The organism is Prescottella defluvii, assembly GCF_000738775.1.
Taxonomy (GTDB): Bacteria; Actinomycetota; Actinomycetes; order Mycobacteriales; family Mycobacteriaceae; genus Prescottella; species Prescottella defluvii.
In genome coordinates, this window is the sequence record NZ_JPOC01000022.1 from 94,413 (window position 1) to 117,682 (window position 23,270).

The 23,270-nt window shown below is 67.1% G+C and carries 25 protein-coding genes; 13 read left to right on the top strand and 12 right to left on the bottom strand.

Annotated features, from left to right (window positions below):
* Window positions 1-25: 25 nt before the first annotated feature.
* The 4 genes from IJ15_RS0109070 to bioB all read right to left on the bottom strand — a co-directional run bounded on the left by IJ15_RS0109070 (window position 26) and on the right by bioB (window position 4,382).
* A complete protein-coding gene (locus tag IJ15_RS0109070; protein WP_031938019.1) occupies window positions 26-2,332 on the bottom strand; it encodes an FdhF/YdeP family oxidoreductase in 2,307 nt (768 codons plus the stop codon).
* A gap of 247 nt (window positions 2,333-2,579) precedes the next feature.
* The gene (locus IJ15_RS0109080; protein ID WP_231569473.1) at window positions 2,580-3,125 is read right to left on the bottom strand and encodes a DUF2567 domain-containing protein; all 546 of its coding nucleotides are present in this window, start codon (window positions 3,123-3,125) and stop codon (window positions 2,580-2,582) included.
* Window positions 3,126-3,136: 11 nt separating this feature from the next.
* Window positions 3,137-3,382 (bottom strand): biotin synthase auxiliary protein BsaP, encoded by a 246-nt coding sequence (bsaP, locus tag IJ15_RS0109085; protein ID WP_051918673.1) that lies wholly within the window; start codon window positions 3,380-3,382, stop codon window positions 3,137-3,139.
* On the bottom strand, window positions 3,369-4,382 hold the full coding sequence (gene bioB, locus IJ15_RS0109090; protein WP_031938022.1) for a biotin synthase BioB: 1,014 nt from the start codon (window positions 4,380-4,382) through the stop codon (window positions 3,369-3,371). The genes bsaP and bioB overlap by 14 nt, the downstream gene beginning before the upstream one ends.
* 171 nt (window positions 4,383-4,553) lie before the next feature.
* On the opposite strand from bioB, the gene IJ15_RS0109095 reads away from it, so the two are divergent.
* The gene (locus IJ15_RS0109095) at window positions 4,554-5,183 is read left to right on the top strand and encodes a TetR/AcrR family transcriptional regulator C-terminal domain-containing protein (protein WP_031938023.1); all 630 of its coding nucleotides are present in this window, start codon (window positions 4,554-4,556) and stop codon (window positions 5,181-5,183) included.
* Window positions 5,184-5,197: 14 nt separating this feature from the next.
* Here IJ15_RS0109095 and IJ15_RS0109100 read toward each other — a convergent pair whose 3' ends face one another.
* Together IJ15_RS0109100 and IJ15_RS0109105 are read right to left on the bottom strand one after the other, a co-directional pair.
* On the bottom strand, window positions 5,198-6,151 hold the full coding sequence (locus tag IJ15_RS0109100; protein WP_031938024.1) for a hypothetical protein: 954 nt from the start codon (window positions 6,149-6,151) through the stop codon (window positions 5,198-5,200).
* Entirely contained in the window at window positions 6,136-6,573 is a 438-nt protein-coding gene (locus IJ15_RS0109105; RefSeq protein WP_156112061.1) for a hypothetical protein, read from the bottom strand. Before IJ15_RS0109105 ends, IJ15_RS0109100 begins: the two co-directional genes overlap by 16 nt.
* Before the next feature lie 117 nt (window positions 6,574-6,690).
* Here IJ15_RS0109105 and IJ15_RS0109110 point away from each other — a divergent pair, with 117 nt between their 5' ends.
* The 3 genes from IJ15_RS0109110 to IJ15_RS0109120 are packed head-to-tail and all read left to right on the top strand — an operon-like array spanning window position 6,691 to window position 9,418.
* Window positions 6,691-7,116 (top strand): DUF6325 family protein, encoded by a 426-nt coding sequence (locus tag IJ15_RS0109110; protein ID WP_031938026.1) that lies wholly within the window; start codon window positions 6,691-6,693, stop codon window positions 7,114-7,116.
* A gap of 15 nt (window positions 7,117-7,131) precedes the next feature.
* Complete coding sequence (locus tag IJ15_RS0109115) at window positions 7,132-7,455, top strand: SHOCT domain-containing protein (RefSeq protein ID WP_031938027.1); 324 nt, start codon at window positions 7,132-7,134, stop codon at window positions 7,453-7,455.
* A 58-nt stretch (window positions 7,456-7,513) separates the two neighbouring features.
* Window positions 7,514-9,418, top strand: a complete 1,905-nt coding sequence (locus tag IJ15_RS0109120; protein WP_031938028.1) for an alkyl/aryl-sulfatase — start codon at window positions 7,514-7,516, stop codon at window positions 9,416-9,418.
* A 23-nt stretch (window positions 9,419-9,441) separates the two neighbouring features.
* On the opposite strand, the gene IJ15_RS0109125 is transcribed toward IJ15_RS0109120, so the two are convergent.
* A complete protein-coding gene (locus tag IJ15_RS0109125; protein WP_231569474.1) occupies window positions 9,442-9,732 on the bottom strand; it encodes a hypothetical protein in 291 nt (96 codons plus the stop codon).
* A 237-nt stretch (window positions 9,733-9,969) separates the two neighbouring features.
* Between IJ15_RS0109125 and IJ15_RS0109130 the strand changes: the two genes are divergently transcribed.
* Window positions 9,970-11,100, top strand: a complete 1,131-nt coding sequence (locus IJ15_RS0109130) for a lipase family protein (protein WP_031938030.1) — start codon at window positions 9,970-9,972, stop codon at window positions 11,098-11,100.
* A 49-nt stretch (window positions 11,101-11,149) separates the two neighbouring features.
* Here IJ15_RS0109130 and IJ15_RS0109135 read toward each other — a convergent pair whose 3' ends face one another.
* A complete protein-coding gene (locus IJ15_RS0109135) occupies window positions 11,150-12,514 on the bottom strand; it encodes an MFS transporter (RefSeq protein WP_031938031.1) in 1,365 nt (454 codons plus the stop codon).
* A gap of 67 nt (window positions 12,515-12,581) precedes the next feature.
* Here IJ15_RS0109135 and IJ15_RS0109140 point away from each other — a divergent pair, with 67 nt between their 5' ends.
* Complete coding sequence (locus IJ15_RS0109140) at window positions 12,582-13,421, top strand: AraC family transcriptional regulator (RefSeq protein ID WP_051918675.1); 840 nt, start codon at window positions 12,582-12,584, stop codon at window positions 13,419-13,421.
* A gap of 74 nt (window positions 13,422-13,495) precedes the next feature.
* On the opposite strand, the gene IJ15_RS0109145 is transcribed toward IJ15_RS0109140, so the two are convergent.
* Entirely contained in the window at window positions 13,496-14,050 is a 555-nt protein-coding gene (locus tag IJ15_RS0109145) for a TetR family transcriptional regulator (protein WP_231569475.1), read from the bottom strand.
* A 133-nt stretch (window positions 14,051-14,183) separates the two neighbouring features.
* Here IJ15_RS0109145 and IJ15_RS0109150 point away from each other — a divergent pair, with 133 nt between their 5' ends.
* The 4 genes from IJ15_RS0109150 to IJ15_RS25250 all read left to right on the top strand — a co-directional run bounded on the left by IJ15_RS0109150 (window position 14,184) and on the right by IJ15_RS25250 (window position 16,795).
* Window positions 14,184-15,119, top strand: a complete 936-nt coding sequence (locus tag IJ15_RS0109150; protein WP_031938034.1) for an aldo/keto reductase — start codon at window positions 14,184-14,186, stop codon at window positions 15,117-15,119.
* Between the two features lie 35 nt (window positions 15,120-15,154).
* A complete protein-coding gene (locus IJ15_RS0109155) occupies window positions 15,155-15,727 on the top strand; it encodes a DapH/DapD/GlmU-related protein (protein ID WP_031938035.1) in 573 nt (190 codons plus the stop codon).
* Window positions 15,728-15,768: 41 nt separating this feature from the next.
* Window positions 15,769-16,284 (top strand): hypothetical protein, encoded by a 516-nt coding sequence (locus IJ15_RS0109160; RefSeq protein WP_031938036.1) that lies wholly within the window; start codon window positions 15,769-15,771, stop codon window positions 16,282-16,284.
* 208 nt (window positions 16,285-16,492) lie between these two features.
* Window positions 16,493-16,795 carry a hypothetical protein gene (locus IJ15_RS25250; protein WP_051918677.1) on the top strand — a complete coding sequence of 101 codons (303 nt, stop codon included), beginning with the start codon at window positions 16,493-16,495 and terminating at the stop codon, window positions 16,793-16,795.
* Window positions 16,796-16,869: 74 nt separating this feature from the next.
* Here the strand turns inward: IJ15_RS25250 and IJ15_RS26425 are convergent, their stop codons facing one another.
* The 3 genes from IJ15_RS26425 to IJ15_RS25560 all read right to left on the bottom strand — a co-directional run bounded on the left by IJ15_RS26425 (window position 16,870) and on the right by IJ15_RS25560 (window position 18,544).
* The gene (locus tag IJ15_RS26425) at window positions 16,870-17,025 is read right to left on the bottom strand and encodes a hypothetical protein (RefSeq protein WP_197059787.1); all 156 of its coding nucleotides are present in this window, start codon (window positions 17,023-17,025) and stop codon (window positions 16,870-16,872) included.
* 497 nt (window positions 17,026-17,522) lie between these two features.
* A complete protein-coding gene (locus IJ15_RS27050; protein ID WP_407984065.1) occupies window positions 17,523-17,789 on the bottom strand; it encodes an AlbA family DNA-binding domain-containing protein in 267 nt (88 codons plus the stop codon).
* A 140-nt stretch (window positions 17,790-17,929) separates the two neighbouring features.
* Window positions 17,930-18,544: a TetR/AcrR family transcriptional regulator gene (locus IJ15_RS25560; protein ID WP_197059788.1), complete on the bottom strand. Its 615-nt coding sequence runs from the start codon at window positions 18,542-18,544 to the stop codon at window positions 17,930-17,932.
* A 488-nt stretch (window positions 18,545-19,032) separates the two neighbouring features.
* On the opposite strand from IJ15_RS25560, the gene IJ15_RS0109175 reads away from it, so the two are divergent.
* Genes IJ15_RS0109175 through IJ15_RS0109185 form a run of 3 tightly spaced genes read left to right on the top strand, consistent with a single transcriptional unit; the run spans window position 19,033 to window position 22,898 of the window.
* Window positions 19,033-20,469 (top strand): MmgE/PrpD family protein, encoded by a 1,437-nt coding sequence (locus IJ15_RS0109175; RefSeq protein ID WP_031938038.1) that lies wholly within the window; start codon window positions 19,033-19,035, stop codon window positions 20,467-20,469.
* A gap of 29 nt (window positions 20,470-20,498) precedes the next feature.
* Window positions 20,499-21,242 carry an SDR family NAD(P)-dependent oxidoreductase gene (locus tag IJ15_RS0109180; protein ID WP_031938039.1) on the top strand — a complete coding sequence of 248 codons (744 nt, stop codon included), beginning with the start codon at window positions 20,499-20,501 and terminating at the stop codon, window positions 21,240-21,242.
* Between the two features lie 36 nt (window positions 21,243-21,278).
* A complete protein-coding gene (locus IJ15_RS0109185) occupies window positions 21,279-22,898 on the top strand; it encodes an ABC transporter substrate-binding protein (RefSeq protein WP_156112062.1) in 1,620 nt (539 codons plus the stop codon).
* Window positions 22,899-23,270: the final 372 nt, after the last annotated feature.

Below are 23,270 nucleotides of genomic sequence, written 5' to 3' on the forward strand. Positions count from 1 at the left end.
GATGTCCGAGAAGACGTCGGCCGAGTCAGGACGCTGCCTGCACGACGACCCGGACGTTCTTCATGAGGGGCTGATCGCTCTGCGCACTGTAGTCGCCGATGGCGCAGAGCACGTTCATCTCGGGCATGTATCCGAGCGCGCTGCCGCGGGGAATGTCGTACGGGATGGCGGTGTAGCGGTGCAGGGAGCGGGTGCTGCCGTCGCGGGCGATGCTGGTGATGTCGACGTCGCCGAACGTTTCGATACCGCGGTCCCGCATGTCGTCGGCGTTCATGAAGATCAGGGTGCGCAGGTTCTTCACACCGCGATAGCGATCGCTGTCGGAATAGATCGTGGTGTTCCACTGGTCGTGCGAGCGCATCGTGCCGAGCACCAGCCTGTCCTCGGTGGGGACCACGTCCGGCAATGCGGCAGTGGAGAATTCCGCACGGCCGGAGGGGGTCTCGAAGACCAGTTCCCGCGCGGGCTGGCGGATACGGAAGCCGAGGGGCAGCCGGACCCGGCGGTTGAAGTCCTCGAATCCGTCGAGCACGTGCGACATGGTGTCGCGGATCCGGTCGTAGTCCTCGACGTATCGCTCCCACGGCGTGGCGCTGTCGGGGAGGGCGGCGCGGGCGATGCCGGCGACGATCGCCGGCTCCGACAGCAGGTGCGGGGACGCGGGTCGCTTCATGCCGATCGACAGGTGCACCATGCTCATCGAGTCCTCCACCGACGTCGCCTGGATCCCGGCCCGCTGGTGGTCCTTCTCGGTGCGGCCGAGGCAGGGCAGGATCAGCGCATCCTGGCCGTGAACGAGGTGGCTGCGGTTGAGCTTGGTGCTCACGTGAACGGTCAGCCGGCACTTCTGCAGTCCGGCGAACGTGTACGACGTATCGGGTGCGGCGAGCGCGAAGTTCCCGCCCATGCCGACGAAGACCTTCACGTCGCCGCGATGCATCGCTTCGATCGTCCGGACGGTGTCCAGTCCGGGGTGTCGGGGCGGGTCGATCTCGCAAACCGCGGCGAGCCGGTCGAGGAACTCCGACGTCGGACGGTGATCGATACCGCAGGTTCGGTTCCCCTGAACATTGCTGTGGCCCCGCACCGGTGAGGGACCGGCGCCTTCCCTGCCGAGGTTTCCCCGCAGCAACAACAGGTTGACGATCTCGCGGACGGTGTCGACGCCGTGATCGTGTTGGGTGATGCCCAGGCACCAGCTGAAGATGCTGCGGTCGGCCGCGCAATAGACCAGCGCCGCCTTGCGGATGGCGGCGCGATCGACACCGGACTGGTGCTCGATCTCCTCCCACGACGTCGCCTCGCACACGGCGCGGTACGCCGCGAACCCGCTGGTGTGGCGTTCGATGAATTCGGCGTCGAGTGCCTTCGGGTCGGTTCGGGCCTCGTCGAGGACCACCTTCGCCATCCCACGGAGCAGTGCCATGTCGCCGCCGATGCGGGGCTGCAGGTTCAGCGTGCTGGTGGGGGTGGATCGGAACGCGGCCATGGCTGTGAACTCGTGCGGGATGATCGCCCGTCGCGCCGCGGCCTCGACCAGCGGGTTGATGTGCACGATCTGGGCGCCCCGCTTGTAGGCCTCGACCAGCGAGGTCAGCATCCTCGGCGCGTTCGAGGCGGCATTGACGCCCATGATGAACAGCGCGTCGGTGACCTCCCAATCCTTCAGGTCCACCGTTCCCTTACCGGTGCCGAGGGCCGCGTGCAGGGCACGACCGCTCGCCTCGTGACACATGTTGGAGCAGTCGGGCAGGTTGTTGGTCCCGAGTTCGCGGGCCATGAGCTGGTACAGGAACGTGGCCTCGTTCCCGAGCCTGCCCGAGGTGTAGAACGCGGCCTGATCGGGATCGTCGAGTTCACGTAGCGTCCGGCCGACAAGTTCGAAGGCCTCCGACCAGGCGATCGGGACGTAGCGGTCGGTGCCCGGGTCGTATCTCATGGGCTCGGTGATCCGGCCCCGGTCCTCGAGGGCTGCGTCGGTCCAGTCCGACAGTTCACCGACCGTGTGCGCCGCGAAGAAGTCCCGGTCGACACGCTTGTGGGTCATCTCCCACGTGACGTGCTTGATCCCGTTCTCGCAGATGTCCAGGTGCAGCCCCTTGAGGTCGTCCGGCCACGCGCATCCCGGACAGTCGAAGCCCCCGTTCTCGTGATTCATCCGCATCACCGCACGCGGTCCGTCGACGAATTCGCCTTCCCTGGCGAGGAAGCGGCCGACGCTCCTGGCAGCGCCCCAGCCGGCCGCAGGGTGGCGATACGGCCGGAACCGGAAGTCCCCGTCACCATCGCCGGGCGCGGGGCCGCCGTTCTCGTTTCCGGTGTCCGCGCTCATGATCGGCGCGGCCTCAGCGCGTGCGGACCGGGTGTGGTGGTTGTGTCGAGCTTCGACATCGCCGCGACCTCCTGCCGTCGAAACACAGCGTGATGGCGCTCCGTCACCACAGCGCGCCCAGCGGAGGCAGTTCGCGAAGACCGGACAGCAAGCCGGGACGATGCCGGCGGCGGATGCCGAGGAGTCTATCCCCGTCGCCCACTCGGCCGGGTCCGATCCGGCCGCGCGGGGCGCCCTCCGCCGGTAACTAACGCTCGACGGCGACGTCCGGCGCCGGCTCGGCGGCAGGCTTGTGATCGGAGATCCCGAGGTCGTCGTCCGGGCTCAGCGACACAAGCAGCAGGTAGATCAGCGCGGCCGCGAGGGGCTGCAGGATCAGCACGGTCGGCGTGACCAGACCCGGTGCCGCGGCGACGATGTCCCCGACGGCCGGGGACTCGACGTCCGGGAATCGCAGTCGTGCCACACCCATCCCCACGAGCGCCGCGACGCCGGCGCCCACTCCGGAACCGACCACCAGCGCGGCCAACGCGGCCGGACCGCGGGATCGACGCATCCCCCACACCGCGACCGCCGACAGCACCCCGAGAACGAGGCCGATACCGGCGAAGATCGCGATCGCGTCGAAGCTGTGCAGGCTCTCCGTGGTGAGCACCACGCCGCGATCCTCGGCGACGACGAGCATCCGGACCGGCGGCGCCAGGAACGCCCACACGGCACCCGCCGCCGCGCCGAGGACGGCGAGCCACCCCACGATCCGCAGGGCTGCGCGCGGGCGTCGAGATGTCGTCACACCGTGCGACGTTACCTGCGTCCGAGAAGGGCCGAGTCGAGGACGCCGTGCCGCGAGCACTTCGCCCACCAGCCGTCCGGGCTGACCTGGACGATCATCCGTCGGCCACACTGCTCGCAGAATCGCGGCGGCTCCAGCCCCAGTCGGGCTGCGCCGGGGACCGGGTCGTCGACACCGGCGACGACCCGGCGCCCGGTGAACGGGTTGTAGCGCTCGTCCGTCGCCCCCGCCTCACGCACCGCGTCAGAGGGTGGCATTGAGCGCCTTGATCGGCATCTCGAGATCCACCAGCAGGTCCAGGTCGCTCTCGGCGGGCCGGCCGAGGGTGGTCAGGTAGTTGCCGACGATGACGGCGTTGACGCCGCCGAGCATGCCCTGCTTGGCGCCGAGGTCGCCGAGGGTGATCTCACGTCCGCCGGCGAAGCGCAGGATCGTGCGCGGCAACGCGAGACGGAACGCGGCGACGGCCTTGAGCGCCTCACTCGCGGGCAACACGTCCAGATCACCGAACGGCGTGCCGGGGCGCGGATTGAAGAAGTTCAGCGGCACCTCGTCCGGTTCGAGCGCGGCGAGGTTCGCCGCGAACTCGGCGCGCTGCTCGACGCTCTCCCCCATGCCGAGGATGCCGCCGCAGCACACCTCCATACCGGCCTCGCGCACCATCCGCAGCGTCTCCCAACGCTCGTCCCACGTGTGGGTGGTGACGACGTTCGGGAAGTACGACTCGGCCGTTTCGAGGTTGTGGTTGTAGCGGTGCACACCCATCGCGGCGAGCTGATCGACCTGCTCCTGGGTGAGCATGCCGAGCGAGCACGCGATCTGGATGTCGACCTCGTTTCGGATCGCCTCGATCCCGGCCGCCACCTGTGCCAGCAACTTCTCGTCCGGGCCACGCACCGCGGCGACGATGCAGAACTCGGTGGCACCGGTCTTGGCGGTCTGCTTCGCGGCCTCGACCAGGCTCGGGATGTCCAGCCACGCGGACCGCACCGGCGACTGGAACAGACCGGACTGCGAGCAGAAGTGGCAGTCCTCGGGGCAACCGCCGGTCTTGAGACTGATGATGCCCTCGACCTCGACCTCGGGGCCGCACCACTTCATGCGCACGTCGTGCGCCAGGGCCAGCAGTTCCTCGAGCCGATCGTCGTCCAGACGGAGCACCTCGAGCACCTGGTCCTGCGACAACGCTTCACCACGTTCGAGCACCTGATCACGGGCGGTGGCGAGAATGTCGGTCCGCGCGGGGGCCTGGGTCACTGCAACTCCTCGGGTTCGAACAGCCCGCATGAGCGGGCCGGACGGATACAGCCACATGATCGGCGTCACGAATTGAACGCCGTACAAGTTGAACGGCGTTCACGTTAGAGCTGCGGTCGATTAGTGTCAAAGGAAACCCGCCCGAACGGCCGATCGAAGTAGGAGAAGTCAGTGCAGCTACGACGCGGTGACGTCCTCGACGGCGCCATGGCAATCCTCGACGAGTACGGCCTCGCCGACCTGACGATGCGCCGGCTCGCGACATCGCTCGGCGTCCAGCCCGGGGCGCTCTACTGGCATTTCCCGAACAAGCAGACCCTCCTCGGCGCGATGGCGGACCGCATCCTCGAGGGCGTCGACGCGCCGGTGTCGTCGACCCGGTGGGACGACGGCATCTCCGAGTTGGCACACCGCCTGCGCGGCGCGCTGCTCGCCCACCGCGACGGCGCCGAACTGGTGGCCGCGACCTACGCGTCGCGGATGACGTCGAACCTTGCCCGCGAGAGCTTCGTCGGAGCCGGGGTTCGGGCCGGGCTGCCCCGCCCGTACGCGGAACTCGCCGCCTACACGCTGCTGTACTTCGTCCTCGGGCACACCGTCGACGAACAGTCCCGCGCGCAGATGGAGGCGATGGGAGCGCTCACCCGCACCCCGGCCTCACCCGACACCGAGACCGGCGCCGACCTCGGCTCCGACGACGAACTCCTCGACGGCGATCCGGCCGTGCGCTTCGACTTCGGGCTCGGGTTGTTCATCGACGGCGTCCGCGCGCGTCTCGGTGAGCCCGCCGCCCGCACCTGATACGAGCTGCGTCGCTAGGAGAGCGCGGCGACCAGATCAACGGGCGCCGCGATCGGGACGCGCCCTTCCATCAGGATGCGTCGGCATCCGTCCAACTCGACGAGGACGTCGAAGGGGGCGGCCCCGTACGCGAGCGGCGTCGCGAGGGCACCGACCGCACGCGTCGCGTCCGGGCACTCCCCCGGGGCCGGCCGTGCGTCCGGCATCTCCACCGAACCTTCGAGCCGCCGCGCACCGTCGAACACCCATGCCCCGTCCCGACGCCGGTAGTCGCACACCGAGTACACGGCGGTCAGGCCCTCGAGTTCCGCGGTCCCGGCGACCGCGGACCCGACCGTCGGTTCGGGCACGGCCGCGACACACGGGTGCAGTTTCGCCGCCGCGGGCGGCGCCACGGTGAACCGGTACTCGATCGTCTCGACCTCCGTGAGGGCCTCGATCTCGGCGAGACCGCCGATGCGCCGGAACCCGCAGTCGTCCACCGGATACGAGGGTCGGAGTGCGCGGCCGCCTGCATCGACCAACCACAGGTCCGGAGTCCGCACGGAACCGGCGACCGGACATCCGCCCTGGAGGAGCCGGCGCCCCTCGGACGGCGCGTTGAGCTTCCGGACCGCCGCAGTGAAATCGCCTTCCCAGCGGTGAGCGGTGGCGACCACGACCAGGTCGGCGGACAGGGTCGGGCCCGCATACGGGTCACAGGTCAACGCCGAGACCGGGACGAAGTCGCGCGGCACGGTTCCGCGCCGCGCCGGCGACTGCGGCGTCAGTTCGACAGGCGCAGTTGCAATCCCGACCAGGTCGAACGGGATCTCGCAGACCGCGGCCGACACGACCTCGGCCGTCGGCCGCGCCGGCGCCGAGCCACCGACGTCGAACAGACCCGCCCCGTACGCACCGAGCGCAATCGCCGAGACCATCACCGTCAGCGCCAGCGGTCGGACGATCCGCATCAGCGCGAAACCCACGGCGCACGTGAATCCCCGGACGCCGGCACCGATCGCGGCGCGAGCGCGAACGCGCAGACGAAGGTGACGGCGGCGAACCCGACCGCGACGGCCGGCATCACGATCGACGGATCCCCCGGAGAAGAGGACAGCAACCACATCGAGAACACCGCCATCAGGACTAGGACCGCGCCCGCGGAACACGCCGCGAAACGCGCCCTCCAGCACCGCTCGCTGCGGGCCGGCCAATGCGTCGCCGACTGGATCGCCAGATGCCCGGCCGCCACGGACACCCCGCCGACGACTGCACCGAGAACCGCACCGATGAACGCGCCGAGGCACATCCCGGCAGAGTTGCCGCCGAGCGCCGCCGCCGTCCCGCCACCGGACACCGCACCCGATCCGATCGCGATCGACATCTCCCGCCCCACCCATTGCCCCATGAAGACATGCGTACCACGACCCGGAGAACCGCCCGAGAATGCCTCTCCGACGCGACACGCCTCGGGCCAACGTCCGATGTCCTACGTCCGCGCCGCAAGGGTGGCAGGCTCGCAGGCATGGGTGATATATCGAACATCGGACCGGTCGAACTGGTCGTGCTGACCTTCCCCGGCACACGCGTCGACGACGCCACCGTCGCCGCACTGCAGAACGTCGTCGATCGCGGCTACGTGACGCTCCTCGATCTCGTCTACCTCGCGAAGGACGCCGACGGGAACATCACCCAGGTGGACGTCGACGAGGACCTCGACGACATCGGCCTGGCGATCCTGTCCATCGAGGCGAAGTCACTCATCAGCGACGAGGACCTCGACGTGGTGCGTGATTCGCTCGAGCCCGGGACCTCCGCGGCAATCATCGTGTACGAGGAGACGTGGGCGCGGGATCTCGCGACGACGGTCCGCGGCGCGGGCGGCGAGGTTGCACTGCATGTCCAGATTCCCCGTGACGCGGTAACCGCCGCCGTCGAAGCAGCACTCTAGAAACAGGAGATTCACATGGTCTTTCGAGCCGGCCGCAGGGGCCGTCCCGGATTGCTCGGCACCGTCGCACGCACCGCGGTCATCGCGGGTACCGCGCAGGCCACGTCCAATGCCGTGAACCGGCGCGGGCAGCAGCGGGCCGCGGAACAGCAGGCGTACGCCGAACAGCAGGCCGCGGCGGTGCCCGCACCCCAGCCCACACCCCCGCCCGCTCCGTCGCCCGCCGCACCGGCCGGCGACGATCTCGTGTCCAAGCTGCAGCAACTCGGCCAGCTGCACCAGTCCGGCGTGCTGTCCGACGACGAGTTCGCGGCAGCGAAGGCGCAACTCCTCAGCTGACCTACCCCTTTCCACAACAATTGAATTCGTGTCGATAGCCCACCGAGAGGATGTCCACATGCCGGCGAACGAAAGTGTCACCCCTGCGATCGAAGCAGCCAATGCCCGAGCGGCGGAGACACTTCCGTTCGCCGACGACTCTGACGTCGGGGACGCGGACCGCGGGTTCGTCGGGGCGCTGAGCCCCGGAGTGGTCACCGCCTCCGACGGAACCGTGGTGTGGGACAACGACTCCTACGACTTCCTCTCAGGGCCGTGCCCGCCGACCGTCAACCCGAGCCTGTGGCGGCAGTCGGGGCTGGTCGCGCGGCAGGGCCTGTACGAGGTCGCCGAGAGGATCTACCAGATCCGCGGTCTCGACCTGTCGAACATGACGTTGATCGAGGGTGAGACCGGTGTGATCGTCATCGACCCGCTGATCTCCGCGGAGACCGCCGCGGCCGGGTTGGCGCTCTACCGCGAGCATCGGGGCGATCGCCCGGTGACCGCCGTGATCTACACCCACTCCCACATCGATCACTTCGGTGGCGTCAAGGGCGTCACCACCGAGGAGGACGTGGCGGCGCGGCGCTGCGAGATCATCGCGCCCGCCGGTTTCGTCGAACACGCCGTGGCGGAGAACGTCTTCGCCGGCACCGCGATGGCACGCCGGGCCGCGTACATGTACGGCGCGGCGCTGCCCCGCGGACCGCGCGGCGCGGTCGGCGCCGGGCTGGGGCAGACCACGTCGACCGGCACCCCCACCCTGATCACCCCGACGGTGAACGTCACCTCGACCGGGCAGACCGAGGAAGTCGACGGGATCCGGATCGAGTTCCAGATGACACCGGGCACCGAGGCTCCCGCGGAGATGAACTTCTTCTTCCCCGATCTGCGCGCACTGTGCATGGCCGAGAACGCGACCCACACACTGCACAATCTGCTGACGCTGCGCGGCGCACTGGTGCGGGATCCACACGTGTGGGCGAAGTACCTCACCGAGTCGATCAACCGCTATGCCGCGCGTTCGGACGTCCTGTTCGCCTCCCATCACTGGCCCACGTGGGGCACGGCACGGCTCACCGAGTTCCTGTCCCTGCAACGCGACCTGTACGGGTACCTGCACGACCAGACGCTGCGACGGATCAATCAGGGCCACACGGGGATCGAGATCGCCGAGGAGATCGAGCTACCACCGGCGTTGACGAACGCCTGGCACACGCACGGCTACTACGGTTCCGTCAGCCACAACGTCAAGGCGATCTACCAGCGCTACATGGGCTGGTTCGACGGCAACCCGGCGCACCTGTGGGAGCACCCGCCGGTGGCGTCCGCGACGCGGCACGTCGAGTTCATGGGCGGGTCCGCCGAGGTGCTGAGGAAGGCCCGGGAATCGTTCGCCGCCGGTGACTTCCGCTGGGTTGCGCAGGTCGTGAACTACGTCGTCTTCGCCGAACCGGACAACGCGGAGGCGAAGGCTCTGCAGGCCGACACCTTCGAGCAGTTGGCGTACGGCGCCGAGAACGGGACCTGGCGCAACTTCTATCTCACCGGCGCGCACGAACTCCGCAACGGGTCCGTCGGGACCCCGACGACCACCGATGCGCCCGACATCGCGGGCGCGCTGTCGGTGGAGCAGGTGTTCGATGCGATCTCGCTGCGGATCGACGGTCCTCGGGCGTGGGACGCACGCATCGTCATCGACTGGCATGTCACCGACGAGGACATCGTGCACCGGACCCAACTGCGCAACGGTCTGCTGGTGCACTTCGACGTCGACGCCACCGTCGCGGACCTGCCGGACCCCGACGCGACGTTCACCCTCACCCGGCCCCTGTTGCTCGGGGCGCTGCTCGGTGGGGTGGACCTGGCCCAGGCGATCGGTGACGGCCGGATCACCGTCGAGGGTGACGTCGCCAAACTGGCGGAACTCGCCGGGTACGTCGACGAACCGGACCCGGACTTCGCGATCGTCACCCCCTGACCCGGTCGCGTCGAGCGGCGCGGTCAGTTCTGGCGGCGATCGCTCACCAGGACGCAGATGTCCTTGTCTGCCGCGACGAGTTGCGCTGCCTCGAGGTCGCCGGCCATCCGCAGCGTGTGCTCGCGGGCGGCGAGGGCGCGGATCGCGCGGTCGAGTTCGTCGTGTTCCATCGCCCACGCGGCCGCGTGTACGGGCGATGACCGCGTACGTCTCCGGTCGGCCCATTCCTTCCACGCGAACCCCGCCAGCGCCAGCGCCGTCAGCAGGATGGGGATCATCGCAGCCACCACCAACCAGGTCGGCGCGACTACCATCTCCCCCGAGTACATGCCCGGATACTCCCCCGGCCCCATCGATTCACCCCCATTGATTTGCCCCACCGCCACGATCTGCTGCGCGAACGACGCTGCGCCCGTCTGCGTATCGGATACTATGCCCTGCCTCGGCCGGCGAGGGTCGCACACGAAGACGACCGAACCGGCGCCGCCGTACCTCCGGTGCGCGCAGAATGGGGGTCTGCATACACGCGAACGGCACCCGGGAGCGCTGTGATGATCCGACGACGACTCGGCCTGGCGGTGATGGTCACCGCGCTCGTCTCGGCCGTCGTTTCCACGGCCCCCGCGCAGGCGCAGCAACCGGACCCGGCCACCGCCCCCGGCACGGTGACCGCTGTGGCTCCGCTGCCGCAGTCCTTCTGGATCCCCGGTGCCGTCGAGGGCTCGAAGCTCACCTACTGGTCGACCGGCCCCCTCGACCGTCCCGCGTTGAGTACCGGCGCGGTCTTCCTTCCCCCCGGCACGCCCCCCGACGGTGGGTGGCCGGTGGTCTCGTGGGCGCACGGCACCGTGGGAATCGCCGACAAGTGCACGCCCACCGTCACCGGGACGGTCGGCATTCCGTACCTCAGGCACTGGCTGTCGCAGGGTTACGCGATCGTCGCCACCGACTATGTGGGGCTGGGTACGCCGGGTGTGCACCCGTACCTCGACGGCCCGTCGGCGGCACACAGTGTGGTCGACATGGTGCGCGCCGCGCGCGCGGTCGAACCGTCGCTGTCATCGCGGTGGGTGGTGCTGGGGCAGTCCCAGGGAGGGCAGGCGGCGATGGCGACGGCAGCGCTCGCGACACGGTATGCGCCCGAACTGGACTACCGCGGCGCGGTGGCGACCGGCGCGCCGTCGAATCTGGAGAACCTGACGCCGCTCGTGCGGCCGGGCTTCCCGCGTCTACCGTTGACCGGCACCACCGTCTTCGTCTCGTACATCCTCGCCGGACTCCGCGCGGCCCGACCCGATCTCGACCTCGATCGGGATCTGACCCCGGTCGGTCTCGACGCCCTCGCCCGCGCCGAGAACGAGTGCTACGAGGAGATGGCAACGGACCTGGAGAACGTCTCGATCGGCGATCTGGTGAACCGACCGCTCGACGATCCCGCGGTGCTCGCCGCCACGCGCGGCATGCTGGAGATCCCGACCTCCGGCTACGACCGCCCGGTCTTCCTCGGACAGGGCCTGGCGGACGAGATGGTGCCGGCGCCCTTGGCGTTGAAACTCGCCACCGAGCTCGCCGCCAACCACCAACCGGTCACCTTCCGCACCTACCCGACCGGACACATCGAGACGATGCGCGCCGCACTCCCCGAGAGCCTGTCCTTCGTCCGGACGCTGTTCGGAATGTAGGCAGGTAGTTCGCCACCGGAACGGCGAGCGATGGTGCAGTTCGATTCGTTCAGGTTTGGGTGCCCGAAGACGCTTTTCGGCCGTCGACTCCACGTCGAACGGGCGACTGCCGGACGGTGTCACTCAGCGGCAGCAGGATCAAGACGAGCACCGCCGCGAGCGCCACGCAGACCGCGCCGGCGGTGAGGCCACCGGAGTAGCCCAGGACAGCCAGTGCGGCGACACCGACAGCGCCGCCGATCTGCTGGACGGATGTGAACAGGGCCGAGCCGAGCCCAGCGTTGTCCTCTGTGGTCCCGTCGACGGCCGCGACGGCCAGGACGGGCAGTGTCAGCCCATTGCCGATGCTCAGTACGAGCATGCCGGGCAGGACGTGAGCGGCATAGGAGTCGCCCGCAGCCAGGCCGGACAGCAGCAGCAGACCGGCGATGTTGACCAGGAAGGCCAGCAGGAGCGCCCGGCGCCTACCGATCCTGAGCGAGACTCGGGAGGACAGCCACATGCCCACCAGAATGCCTGCGCCATAGGGCAGGTAGGCGATGCCCGCGAGGAGCGGGCCGTATGCCAGCGCGGTCTGCACCTGGATCATCAGCAAGAACGACATCGCGTACATCGCCATCGAGAACAGCAGAGTGGCGACGTTGGCGACTGCCCGCGTCCGCGATGCCAGGAACGACCCTGGCACCAGCGGAGCCGCCGACCGCGACTCCACCACCACGAACGACACCGCCAAGGCGGCGGACAGCACGACGACGCCGATGACGAGCGGATCGCTCCACCCGGTCGCACCGGCCCGCAGCAGTCCGTACACCAGCGACACCGCGGCACCGGTCACCAGGACCGCGCCGGGAACGTCGAGAGGGCACCGGTCGCGGGCGCGGGACTCGGGAACCACACGCGGGAGCAGCGCCAGCGCTATGGCGACGATGGGCAGGTTGATCAGGAAGATCCCACGCCAGGAGACCAGGTCGGTCAGCGCTCCGGACAGCACCAGACCCGAGGTTCCGCCCAGGGCCGCGATCCCGCCCCAGATGCCCAGCGCCTTGGCCCGCTCCTCCCGCCCCGGATACAGCAATGTGATCATCGACATTGCCGCCGGACTGGCCATCGCAGCACCCGCGCCCTGCACGAACCGCCCGATCACAAGCTGCCATGGCTCCTGCGCGATCGCGCAAGCCAGGCTTGCCATTCCGAACAGCGCCACGCCTATGAGGAAGACGCGACGGCGTCCCAGCAGATCCGCCATCCGGCCACACAGCAGCAGCAGCCCGCCGAAGGCCAGGAAGTAGGCGTTGACGACCCAGGGCAACCCGTCTGGGTTGAATCCCAGATCATCTCGGATGCTGGGCAGCGCGACGATCACGACGGTGTCATCGAGCACGAGCATGAACTGGACGAGGCATAACACGAACATCGGCACGAGACGACGCTATGACCGACGACATTTGGCCACAATCCGCGCTGAGGCCAGACTGTGTCGCATGGAGGACATCGGCGCGATCGTCGTGGGCCACTTCCCACTCACCTCCGGGGAGTGGATCCCCGCGCACAGCCACACCCACCACCAGATCGCCTGGACCCGACGCGGCGTCCTGAGCGTCGGCGTGGGCGAGTTGTACTGGGTCTTGCCACCCACCAGGGCGCTGTGGATCCCCGCGGGCGTCACCCACACGACCGGCGCCACCCGCGACGCGGTGCTGTGCAGCCTCTATCTGGCCCCGGAGCACTGCCCGCTGGACTGGACCGAGCCCACTGTGGTCGGTATCGACGGCTTGCTGGCGGAGCTGACGACGTACCTGGCCCGCGCCGACCTCTCCGAGGATGCGCGCGTGCGGGCCGAGGCGTTGGTGCCGGACCTGTTGCACCCGTTGCCCACCCGGCCGATCGATGTGCCGCGACCTACCGATGAGCGCGTCCGGATCGTGGCGGACACCCTGCTGGCGGACCCGGCCGACCCGCGGGGCCTCGAGGCTCATGCCCGCGTGGTCGGCGTGAGCAGACGGACCTTGACTCGGCTCTTCAGCGAAGACATGGGAATGAGCTTCGACCGCTGGCGCACGCGGGTCCGGATGAGCGCCGCCCTGCCGCTGCTGGCCGAGGGGCAGCCGGTTTCGCGCGTGGCGCACAGCGTGGGGTACGCCACCGCGAGCGCGTTCCTGGCGGCCTTCCGGCGCACGGTCGGCACGACGCCCCGGCAATACCTGCTCAGTGGGCACGACGGAAGTGGCCGTCGCGTCGGCACCGGCGCCGCGGCCGACTCGTCGAGGAATGCCGGAACGGCGCGCGATTCCGGCAGCGAGGAATCAAAGCTCTTGAAATAGCAGGGAATTGCTCCGAGAACTGGAACCGGTGTCACGCTTCGCCGAACTCCGCTGCACATCGAGAGTTGACGAACCTACATCTCCTGCGCGGCGGCGAGTGCATCGAAGGATCGGCGCAGGAGTTCGACCGCGTCCGAGTCCTCGGATTCGGCCCACGTGGTCAACGCGATGTCGAAACAGGCGAGTGCAGCCTGAACGAGCGTCTGCGCTCGCAACTCCGCATAGTCACCGGCCAGACGTGCCTGCGCAACGGGGACAAGCATGTTCGCCCAGCCCAGGTGCTTCTCGAGGTTTCGGGCGCGGAGGGATGCGGTGCTGGTGAGCACACGCATGGTCCGCTTGCTGCGTTGCTCGTCCTCGTCGCGGCGTGAGCGAGACAGCAAGGATTCGAACGAAATCCGCAACGAGACCAGGACCGGTTCATCGGCCGGCCGTGACGCGAGGACGTCGCGGACGAACTCGCCCCACCGGGTGAGGTCGCCGATGACCGCGTCTTCCTTGGCCGGAAAGTAGCGATGGAAGCTTCGAGCGGAGATCCCCACCGCGGCGGCAATCTGCTCGACGGTCACGGAGTCGAAACCGTGCTCGGCGAACAGGTCGACCGCGACCTCGGAGATGCGTGTGCGCACGGCTTCACGAGTGATGTCGCGCAAGCCCGAGGTCGCCGGTGTCGAGGAACTTTCCACGTGGGCAGCGTACATGGACAAAGCTGTCAGCCTCTGCCATATTGGGCTGAGAATGACAACCGACGAGGGGAAATCCATGGACAAGCGCACGCTCGGCAAGGAAGGTCTGACTGTCTCCGCCCTCGGCTACGGCGCGATGGGCACGGCCGTCGGCTACGGACCTGCCGACGACACCGAGTCGATCGCCGCAATCCGCAGGGCACACGAACTCGGCGTGACGATGTTCGATACCGCCGAGATGTACGGCTGGGGCGAGGGCGAGAAACTGCTCGGCCGAGCGTTGGCACCGGTGCGCGACGACGTCGTCATCGCCACGAAGTTCGGCTTCACGCCCTCGTTCGGGTTGGACTCACGCCCCGAGCACATCCGTGAGGTCGTCGACGCGAGCCTGCGCAATCTCGGTGTCGAGACGATCGATGTGCTCTACCAGCACCGTCCCGATCCGAAGGTGCCCATCGAGGACGTGATCGGCACGATGAAGGAATTCGTCGAGGCCGGCAAGGTCAAGTACCTGGGGCTGCCCGAAGCCGACGAGACCACCATCCGCGCGGCGCACGCAGTACACCCGATCACCGTGCTACAGACTGAGTACTCGATCTTCGCGCGTGACGTCGAATCCCTTTTCCCTGTCCTCGAGGAGTTCGGCATCGGCCTCGTCGCCTACTCGCCGCTGGCCCGCGGTTTCCTCAGCGGCGCGGTCGCTTCCCGCGCTCAGTACGACGACGATGATTTCCGCCAGCGCCTCCCGTGGTGGGCGCCGGAGAACTTCTCCGCAAATCTCGCGATCGTCGACGAACTCACCGAGATTGCCCGCCGCAAGGACGTCACCCTCGCACAGTTGTCGTTGGCATGGCTCCTGACTCGCGAGGACTACATCGTCCCGATCCCCGGTTCCCGCAACCCGTCCCGGGTCGAGCAGAACATCGCCGCCACCGGCCTGGTCCTGACCGACGACGATCTGGCTGCAATCGACCGTGCCGCGCCCGAAGGCGGGATCGGCGGCCGCAAATAGCGAAAGGGGCTCAGAGGATGCCAGAGTGGAGGGCTATGCGCGACGAGCGGCTCATTCCACGAGGCACCCCCGAGTCACGGGCTGCCGCCCGCCGCGTTCAGGTGGTGATGGACCTGACCTCGCGACTCAATGTTCTTAGACACAGCGACGTCGAGGGCCGCCACGCATTGCTCAGCGAGATTCTCGGCAGGCCGATACCGGAGACACTCACGCTCTATCCGCCGTTCTACTGCGACCACGGCCTGAACTTGCAGTTCGGCGAGAAGGTCTTCGTGAACCAGAATTGCTCATTCTACGACCTCGGCGGCATCAGCATCGGCGATCTCACCCTGATCGGACCGGGTGTCACGCTGAGCACCGCCGGCCACCCCGTCGAACCCGACGAACGGTTCGACGGCATCACCACGGCGCCCATCGTCATCGAGTCGAACGTCTGGATCGGCGCCAACGCAACCGTCACACCAGGGGTCACGATCGGGGCCGGATCGGTTGTCGCAGCAGGCGCGGTCGTCGCGAAGGATGTCCCACCGAACTCCGTGGTCAGCAGCTCGGGGTGGATCAAGCGGCGCAACCTCAGGCCGGTCGTCCCCGCTCCATCGACGACGTAGCCCTTGATCGCGGCCGAACCCGCGCCGGTATCGTCGGCCGTATGGATCTCGCCGTCACGTCGGATACCGGTCCGATCGGGGACGTGCGCGAGCTGGCACACGAATTGCAGGAGGCCGCAGCAGTATTCGGTGCTGCCACGCCGTCGATCGCCGGGACTCTCGTCGTCTGCCTGAGATGCCTGCCCGCGGACATCGGCCGCCGGTCCTTCACCCGCTTCGAGCGCACCGAGCCGTCGCTTCTCGTCGATCTGTGCGTGACGGAGGAATCAGTGGACGGCACGACCACGGCGCAGCAGCGCCAGACCCTCGGCGAGTTGCTCCACGAGTGGATCGGACGAGCGTCCCGGACGCGCTCCGCGCCGTGGTCCCGGGACCAACGCGCGGAACTCCGAGAGGGGGCGGAGCAGCTACTCACGCAGTTCGGTGGGCTCAACGGTCCCCGTGTCCTCGTCGTCGAGTTGTGCAGGGCCGGTTTCCCTTTGAACGACATCGCCGAGGCGACCGGACTGGACCTGGACGAGGTCGAGAACGTGTTCGCCGATACCCAGTCGGATTGACACCCCTCCGCGCAGATCCCGCGAGCGGAAGAGCACTCCTTCATCGGAGCCTTCGAGCCCGGACACGGCCTACCGGACGAGATGGCGCCGGCGCCATCGGCGTTGGAACTCGCCGCCGCCAACCTCTCCTTCGTCCGGATACTGTTCGGAACTAGGCGGGCCGTTCCGACGAGCCGACGATCGCCTGCACCCTATCGAGAGGCTCCAGGTGTTCACGACCAGTCTGAACTCGCGGCAGTACGAGAAACTCCGAGGCATCACCTGGGCCATGTGCGGCGTCGCCGTGTTCTCCGGCCTTGCGCTGCTCACCAGCGCGCTGCTCGGCTACGTCAGAGGTGTCGACGGAGCTGTCACGATGTTCGTACTGTCTGTCGGCGGTGTGAGCTCCGGTGTCCTGGAGACTTTGTCACGGAGACGACGCGGAACCGGCGCACCGATCGTCTTCCTGATCGTGAACTTCGCACTCACGACAGTGGGCGTCTGGCTGTTGACCGGCCTTCTCCCCCACTGAGCCCTGATCCACCCCGGCGGCTACGAACGGGTGCTCCTGCCCGGCAACTTCGTCGGGCAGAAGCAACCGGGTCGCTAAGCGCGCGCGGCGATCGCCGCGACGTCCAAACCATCTGGCAGTGTGCCGTATTCGAAGGCACGGTCCTCGCCGAGGCGAGCAGCGACGAAGCCCTCCGCGACGGCGGTGGGCGCCTCGCGCAGCAGCAGCGACGCCTGCAGCGCCAGCGCCATCGATCTTCGCGATATCAGCGGACAGGATCTGCCCGCGCGGGTCCTCGTCAAAATCGAATTTCATATTCGTGCGAATCTGTTGTCCGACAGTCGCTCCCGCCCTGTAGGCAATCTACGGCGGTTCGCCCACTTCGGATCGGCCTTGCGACCGCGGCGGTCCCGCAGTTCCCACGTCACGCGGCGGCGGACCTTTCGTCACCGCCTGGTTTGCCTGAACCAGGTGGAAGTGGTCGACCACCAACGTCGCGTTCGGAAGAAGGCCCTCGTGCGGACCGCGCCGGTGTAGACGGCCGCCGGGTCGATCGCCATGCACTCGATCGACTCTCGGAACCCGGGTGTCCGTGAGCCAGCCGATCACAACGGCGGTGGTGCGCCCTTCCCGTTGTCCCAGCAGACCCTGCCGGCCGGAGAGATCGACGAACCCGGCGTCCCACGGATCGACAACCGGACCCAGGTGAATCGCCCCGGCATGGTCGGAGACTTACGAGTTTGAGAACTCAGCGACGGGCTGAGTTCGGTGAGGGGTTACGGGGTGAGTGACGGCAGTTACGCGGGTCATCATTCTCCTCCACGCCGATCAGAATCATCCCGCCATCGACTGCGAACGCGGCAAGGTCCTTCCCGATCCCCTTGCTCCCACTCTTCCCAGGAGAAATTTCGCGCTTCAGATCCAGATAGTGGGTCTCTTCCAGGAGTCCGCCGGTAAGTGCCGACTGAAGCTCGGACTCCGTTCGGGGAGACGATAAGAGGTCAGGCGATGTCATACGGCGATTGTCTCAACGGCCAACGTCGCCGACGAACCGCCCTGATCCGTTCAACCCCACCGGTCAACCGGAGTGGGAGCAGTCCCGCCGGCTAATTGCGATAGCCGAGGTTCCTGTCGTGTCGCCGCTGAACGCCCACGTCAGGTCGTGCGCTGCCGTCCTATGAATTCTTCAATCAGCCCGTGCGCCCCCGCCCGCAGCACGGCACGCTGCTGATCGACTGAAAAAGCTTCCGGAGCGATTGCCGAGGTTGTTCCAATCCCGGCAACAAGAGTGCGGATCGAATGAGCGAGCGCGTTGAGCTCGGAGCTAGATGATTCGCGCGGCACCAAATCGGCTAGGTTCCTGACCAAGTTTTCCTCCCGATCAGGCGCGTAGTTCTGCAGCACCCCCGAAAGCCTCACACTTCCCAGACTGGCGGCTTGGAAGGCAGTCAGTACACGCCAGAATCGTTGCGGTTTGCCGTCGCGCGGCAGGCCTTCAACCGCTATGTCGAGCCATTCGTCCAGTGTCGCAGTCGCCCTGGGTGATGCCATCGTGAGTTCGTCCAGCGCCGCGAGAAGAGCGGCTTCGAGTAGGTCATCCTTATCATCGTAGTAGTGCGAGATGTAGCCGGTGGTCGATCCCAGGTGTTTGGCGATCCGACGCAGCGAGACATTGTCCAGACCGCCGACAGCGACCAGATCACATGCGGCGCTAGCAATCTCGTGTCGAGCATCAACTCGGTTCGAGCTGGTTCCAGATCGGGTCGTCATCGCCTGCATCCTCACGTTCATGGTGTCAATACTTCCATGTTCTGCTGACCGGTCCGCGCAGACGTGAGTAGACACCAGTGCCGCGCCGCCTGTCCATGTGGCACCTTCGCACAGACCAACCTACACAAATCCTTGTGGGCTGGAACACAGTCAGCTATGGTGACTCTCGCAACCGCAACACAACAGCTGTTATGTACTTTTGAGCATCCATCGTGGAACGCAATCTATGGCGTTTCTCCAATTCAGCGTGAAAGCTCAAATTTTGACGCTATGACACCGTCGGCACTATCCGTCAATAACCTTCATCATCACATCCAAGGCCTCTGCATCTAGCGCCTCACGCGATCAGCAACAGGTCGGGCCTCATACGCTCTCGAACACGTAAACAATTACTGGTCCGCTTTCTGAGTTAAAGCCAAAATCCCCCCTTCCCGCATTAGATTGGACTAACGATGACACCTGAGCGCGACCACAGCATTCCCGAGAAAATGGCGGAATTTGCTTGCACCACAAGCTTTGACGACCTCCCCGAGGACGTTGTCGACTACACCAAGCTGCTGATCCTCGACTCTTTGATCTGCGGGCTTTCCGCGGCGAAGATGGAGCGCTCGCAGATGTCCCACAATGTCGCGCTGCGCATGGGCGGCCCCGAGGAGGCGACGATCTTCGGGCTCGGCCAGAAGGTGTCCGCCCTGGTGGCGGCCTCCGTGAACTCCGAGTCCATGAATCTGTTGGACGCGGACGACACATTCTTCAATTCCGCGCACTTCGTGATCATGAATGTCGCCGCGGGCCTCGCGGAGGCGGAGCGTCTCGGCGCGTCCGGCCGTGAGTTCATCCGCGCCGTCGCGATCGGCTTCGACCTGAGCGCCCGGGTGAACCTGGCCAGCCTGTTCATGACGTTCGAGGACGGCCAGTTCAAGTGGTCGCAGATGTTCGGCAGCGGTTACGCGAGCATCGGTTCCGCCGCATCGTCGGGCATCATCATGAATCTCGACCAGAACCAGATGGCGAACGCCTTCGCGCTGGTCGCCGGCACCGCGCCCACTGCCCGCAACTCCAATTCCGCGAAGCGCACGGAAATCGGCTCCTACAAGTGGGCCCCGAATTTCCACCTCACCCAGTGCGCCCTCACCGCCACAACCATGGCGGAGTACGGCTACGTCGGGGAAATGGATCTGTTCGAGCTCTCCCCCGGCTTCATCCAGGGCCAGGGATTCATGGACGCGGATCTGGAGATCATCACCAAGGACTTCGGCACACAGTGGTGGATCCGGGACTCCGCGATCAAGTACCTGCCGTCCTGCCGCTACACCCACGCGCCCGCCGCGGCGCTGCAGGAGTACATGCGCGAGCACACCCTCGAGGCCGACGACATCGAGCACATCGAGGTCCGCCTGAACCCGGCCGCGTACAGCATGACCGTGTTCTCCGAGCCCGCCGCGTCCTTCGAGCCGGACCATCGCGCCCCGATGAAGGCGCAGTTCCACATCCCGTTCGTCCTCGCCCAGGTTCTCCTCGGCCGCACCCCCGGGCCGGCCTGGTACACCGAGGAGGCGATGAACGACCAGCGGGTGTGGGACCTCGCGAGCCGCATCACCACCGCGCCGGACCCCAGCCTCGCGGAGGAGTGGAACGCGCAGATCAACACCTCGGACGAAGGCCGACCCCGCCGGACCCGCGGGTCGCTGACGATCCGCACCGCCAGCGAAGAGGTCGTGATCGAGTCCGACTTCGCGCCCGGCGACCCCTGGTCCGACGAGTCGCGGCCCACCTGGGATCGGGTGCTCGTGAAGTTGGAGCAGTTCTGCGAGGACCTGATGGACCCCCAGGACATCCAGAACCTGTTCGACGCCGTGCGGAACCTGGAATCGATCGAGAATGTGCAGGAATCCCTCACCCCGCTGCTCGAAAAGATCAAGTGACCCGCCCCGAATCTGGAAAGGAAACCCACATGAAGCTCGACAACAAGGTCGCTATCGTCACCGGCGGCGCAAGCGGAATCGGCCGGGCAATCGTCCAAACGCTGATCAAGGACGGCGCTAAGGTCGTCATCGTCGACATCAACGACGCCCTCGGGCAAGCGCTCGCGGACGAGCTCGGCGACGCGGCCCTGTACACCGGCGGCGATATCTCCAATGCGGAATCTGCGGCGCAGATCTGCCGGACGGCCGTGGAGCAATTCGGCGGCCTCAACATTCTGATCAACAATGCGCACGCGTCGAGCCAGGCCCCTTTCCTCGAACAGACCGAGGAAATGTTCGAGCTGTCCTTCAAGTCCGGTTTCTACGGCACCTATCAGATGATGCGCGCCGCGTACCCGCACCTCGAGAAGACCCGCGGCTCCGTCGTCAACTTCGGTTCCGGGGCTGCGCTCGAGGGCCGGCCCACGCAAACCTCCTACGCCGCCGCGAAGGAAGCGATCCGCGGGATCAGCCGCGTGGCCGCCAATGAATGGTCGAAGGCCGGCGTGCGCGTCAATGTGGTGTGCCCCATCGCCGTGACCGGCGGTGTGGCCGATTGGGCCGCAGCATTCCCCGACGACTACGCGAAGACCATCGAGCGCATTCCGCTCGGCCGGATGGGTGATCCGGAAGAGGACATCGCGCCCGTCGTCGCGTTCCTCGCGAGCGATGACAGCAAATTCATGACGGGCCAGACCCTCATGGTCGATGGCGGAACCATCAAACTCCGTTGACTCGCCGCGCATCTTTGACTATTCCCAGGAGATACATTGAGTAAAATTTCGGCTCCGCGATTGCTCTCCCGGCGCGCGCGAGCAATTGTCGTCACCGCCGTCTCCGGCGCCCTGCTGCTGTCCGCCTGCTCCAACGCCCCCACCATCGAGACGGTCGTCGACACCGCGAAAGTCACCGAGAACGGCCTCGTCGGCGTCGTCGAGCCGTCGGGCCCCCCGGTCTCCGGCGGCACGCTCTCGTTCGCCCCGTACGCCAGCGTCACCAGCCTCGACCCCGTCATCACGCAGGCCACCGGCACCACCGGCGGCTCGGAGATGGCCGCCGTGTACGACGTCCTCATGCGTTTCGACGACGAGAGCGGCGCGTTCGTGCCGCAGCTCGCCCAATCGCTGGACACCAACGCCGACAACACCGTCTGGACCCTCAAGCTCCGCCCCGGCGTGACATTCAGCGACGGGACGCCGCTCGACTCGGCCGCCGTGCTGTGGAGCGTGAACCGATTCAACGAGAGCAAAGCCGTCGGCAGCCAGCTGTGGATCGACAGCGTCCAGGACATCCAGTCCACCGACCCCGACACCGTCGTGATCACTCTGAACAAGCCGTGGGCGTTGTTCCCGTCGCTCCTCGCGGGCTCCCACGGGCTGATCGTGGGCCAGGGCTCCGTCGCCACCGAGAAGTTCAGCCCGATCGGCGCCGGCCCGTTCACCATGGAATCGCTCGCCGTGAACGAGAGCCTCGTGCTCAAGCGCCGCGATGACTACTGGGCGGGCACGCCCCACCTCGAGGAGCTGCGCTTCGTCGACATCAAGGGCGAGCAGAGCAAGGTCGACTCCGTCGTCTCCGGCGGCGCCGACATGGCCTTCGTCCGCAACGTCGAGCCGGTCGACAACGCCCTCTCCCAAGGCCTGCCGGGCTACATCGACATCTCGAACGTCGGCGCGATGGCCCTGATCAACAACCGTGAGGGCCGCCCCGGCTCGGACCTGCGCGTGCGCCAGGCGATCGCCCACGCCGTCGACACCGTCACGTTCGACGAGCGGGTGGACGCCGGCAAGGGCATGCCCGGCCCGCAGCTGTTCCAGGACTGGTCGGTGTGGAACAACGACGTCGAATCGCTCGCCTACGACCCCGAGATGGCGCGCAAGTACCTCGAAGAGGCCAAGGCCGACGGCTACGACGGCAAGATCGTCTACGTCGGGCTGAACGAGCCCACCGCCAAGGACCAGGCCCTGACCCTGCAGTCGATGCTCCAGGCGGTCGGCTTCACCGTCGAGATCCAATACGCGAACAACTCCACCGACCTGATCAAGCGGCGCTACGTCGACCACGATTTCGACCTGGCGTACGCCGCGCTGAGCGTCTCCGAGTCGAACCCGTTCCTGCGCCTGGAGGGATCCCTCCGGAGCACGTCCAACAACAACGCCGTCGGCTACAAGAACCCGCAGATGGACGCGCTGCTCGTCGACCTGCAGGAGGCCCCCACCTTCGAGACGCAGCGCGACGTCCTGGCCCAGATGCAGACGCTGGTCAACGAGACCGTGCCGTTCCTGACGTTGGGCGCGCATCGCAGCTTCATCGTGTGGACCCCGAAGGTCCACGGCGTCACCCCCACCGTCGACGGCATCATGCTGTTCGGCCAGGCGTGGATGAGCTGATCCGGCCCCGCCGCCTGGCGTCGGCGGCGGAAAGCGGACCCGATCAATTGTCGGGTCCGCTTTCCGCCGTAGTCGTCGATGTAGGTGGTCGTGTAGCCGCCGGACATGTTCTCGTTCATCACGGCGATGACGTAGGGGAAACGGGTGCAGGTGGCGGTCGGGCAGGTCGGTCAGGGGGCTCTTCGACTCTTTGCGGGCAATCAGCATGAAGTCTGATGTCGTGCGGCCCGCTGTGCACGGGTGCAATGGAAGCGTGGCCGAGGAACCTCGAAAGCTTCGGGAAGAGAATCGAGAACTCAAGCGTGCCAACGATATTCTGAAGTCGGCATCGACTTTCTTCGCGGCGGAGCTTGACCGCCGCAATCGGTGATC

Coding starts and splice junctions, on each gene's coding strand:
- IJ15_RS26425 (WP_197059787.1), bottom strand. CDS start 17,025: ATGGCGCTGGCGCTGCAGGCGTCGCTGCTGCTGCGCGAGGCGCCCACC.
- IJ15_RS0109110 (WP_031938026.1), top strand. CDS start 6,691: ATGGGTGATATATCGAACATCGGACCGGTCGAACTGGTCGTGCTGACC.
- IJ15_RS0109105 (WP_156112061.1), bottom strand. CDS start 6,573: ATGGGGCAATGGGTGGGGCGGGAGATGTCGATCGCGATCGGATCGGGT.
- IJ15_RS0109070 (WP_031938019.1), bottom strand. CDS start 2,332: ATGAGCGCGGACACCGGAAACGAGAACGGCGGCCCCGCGCCCGGCGAT.
- IJ15_RS0109115 (WP_031938027.1), top strand. CDS start 7,132: ATGGTCTTTCGAGCCGGCCGCAGGGGCCGTCCCGGATTGCTCGGCACC.
- IJ15_RS0109175 (WP_031938038.1), top strand. CDS start 19,033: ATGGCGGAATTTGCTTGCACCACAAGCTTTGACGACCTCCCCGAGGAC.
- IJ15_RS0109180 (WP_031938039.1), top strand. CDS start 20,499: ATGAAGCTCGACAACAAGGTCGCTATCGTCACCGGCGGCGCAAGCGGA.
- IJ15_RS0109155 (WP_031938035.1), top strand. CDS start 15,155: ATGCGCGACGAGCGGCTCATTCCACGAGGCACCCCCGAGTCACGGGCT.
- IJ15_RS25560 (WP_197059788.1), bottom strand. CDS start 18,544: ATGACGACCCGATCTGGAACCAGCTCGAACCGAGTTGATGCTCGACAC.
- IJ15_RS0109140 (WP_051918675.1), top strand. CDS start 12,582: ATGGAGGACATCGGCGCGATCGTCGTGGGCCACTTCCCACTCACCTCC.
- bsaP (WP_051918673.1), bottom strand. CDS start 3,382: ATGCCACCCTCTGACGCGGTGCGTGAGGCGGGGGCGACGGACGAGCGC.
- IJ15_RS0109150 (WP_031938034.1), top strand. CDS start 14,184: ATGGACAAGCGCACGCTCGGCAAGGAAGGTCTGACTGTCTCCGCCCTC.
- IJ15_RS0109160 (WP_031938036.1), top strand. CDS start 15,769: ATGGATCTCGCCGTCACGTCGGATACCGGTCCGATCGGGGACGTGCGC.
- IJ15_RS0109135 (WP_031938031.1), bottom strand. CDS start 12,514: ATGTTCGTGTTATGCCTCGTCCAGTTCATGCTCGTGCTCGATGACACC.
- IJ15_RS0109120 (WP_031938028.1), top strand. CDS start 7,514: ATGCCGGCGAACGAAAGTGTCACCCCTGCGATCGAAGCAGCCAATGCC.
- IJ15_RS27050 (WP_407984065.1), bottom strand. CDS start 17,789: ATGACATCGCCTGACCTCTTATCGTCTCCCCGAACGGAGTCCGAGCTT.
- IJ15_RS0109125 (WP_231569474.1), bottom strand. CDS start 9,732: ATGGTAGTCGCGCCGACCTGGTTGGTGGTGGCTGCGATGATCCCCATC.
- IJ15_RS0109130 (WP_031938030.1), top strand. CDS start 9,970: ATGATCCGACGACGACTCGGCCTGGCGGTGATGGTCACCGCGCTCGTC.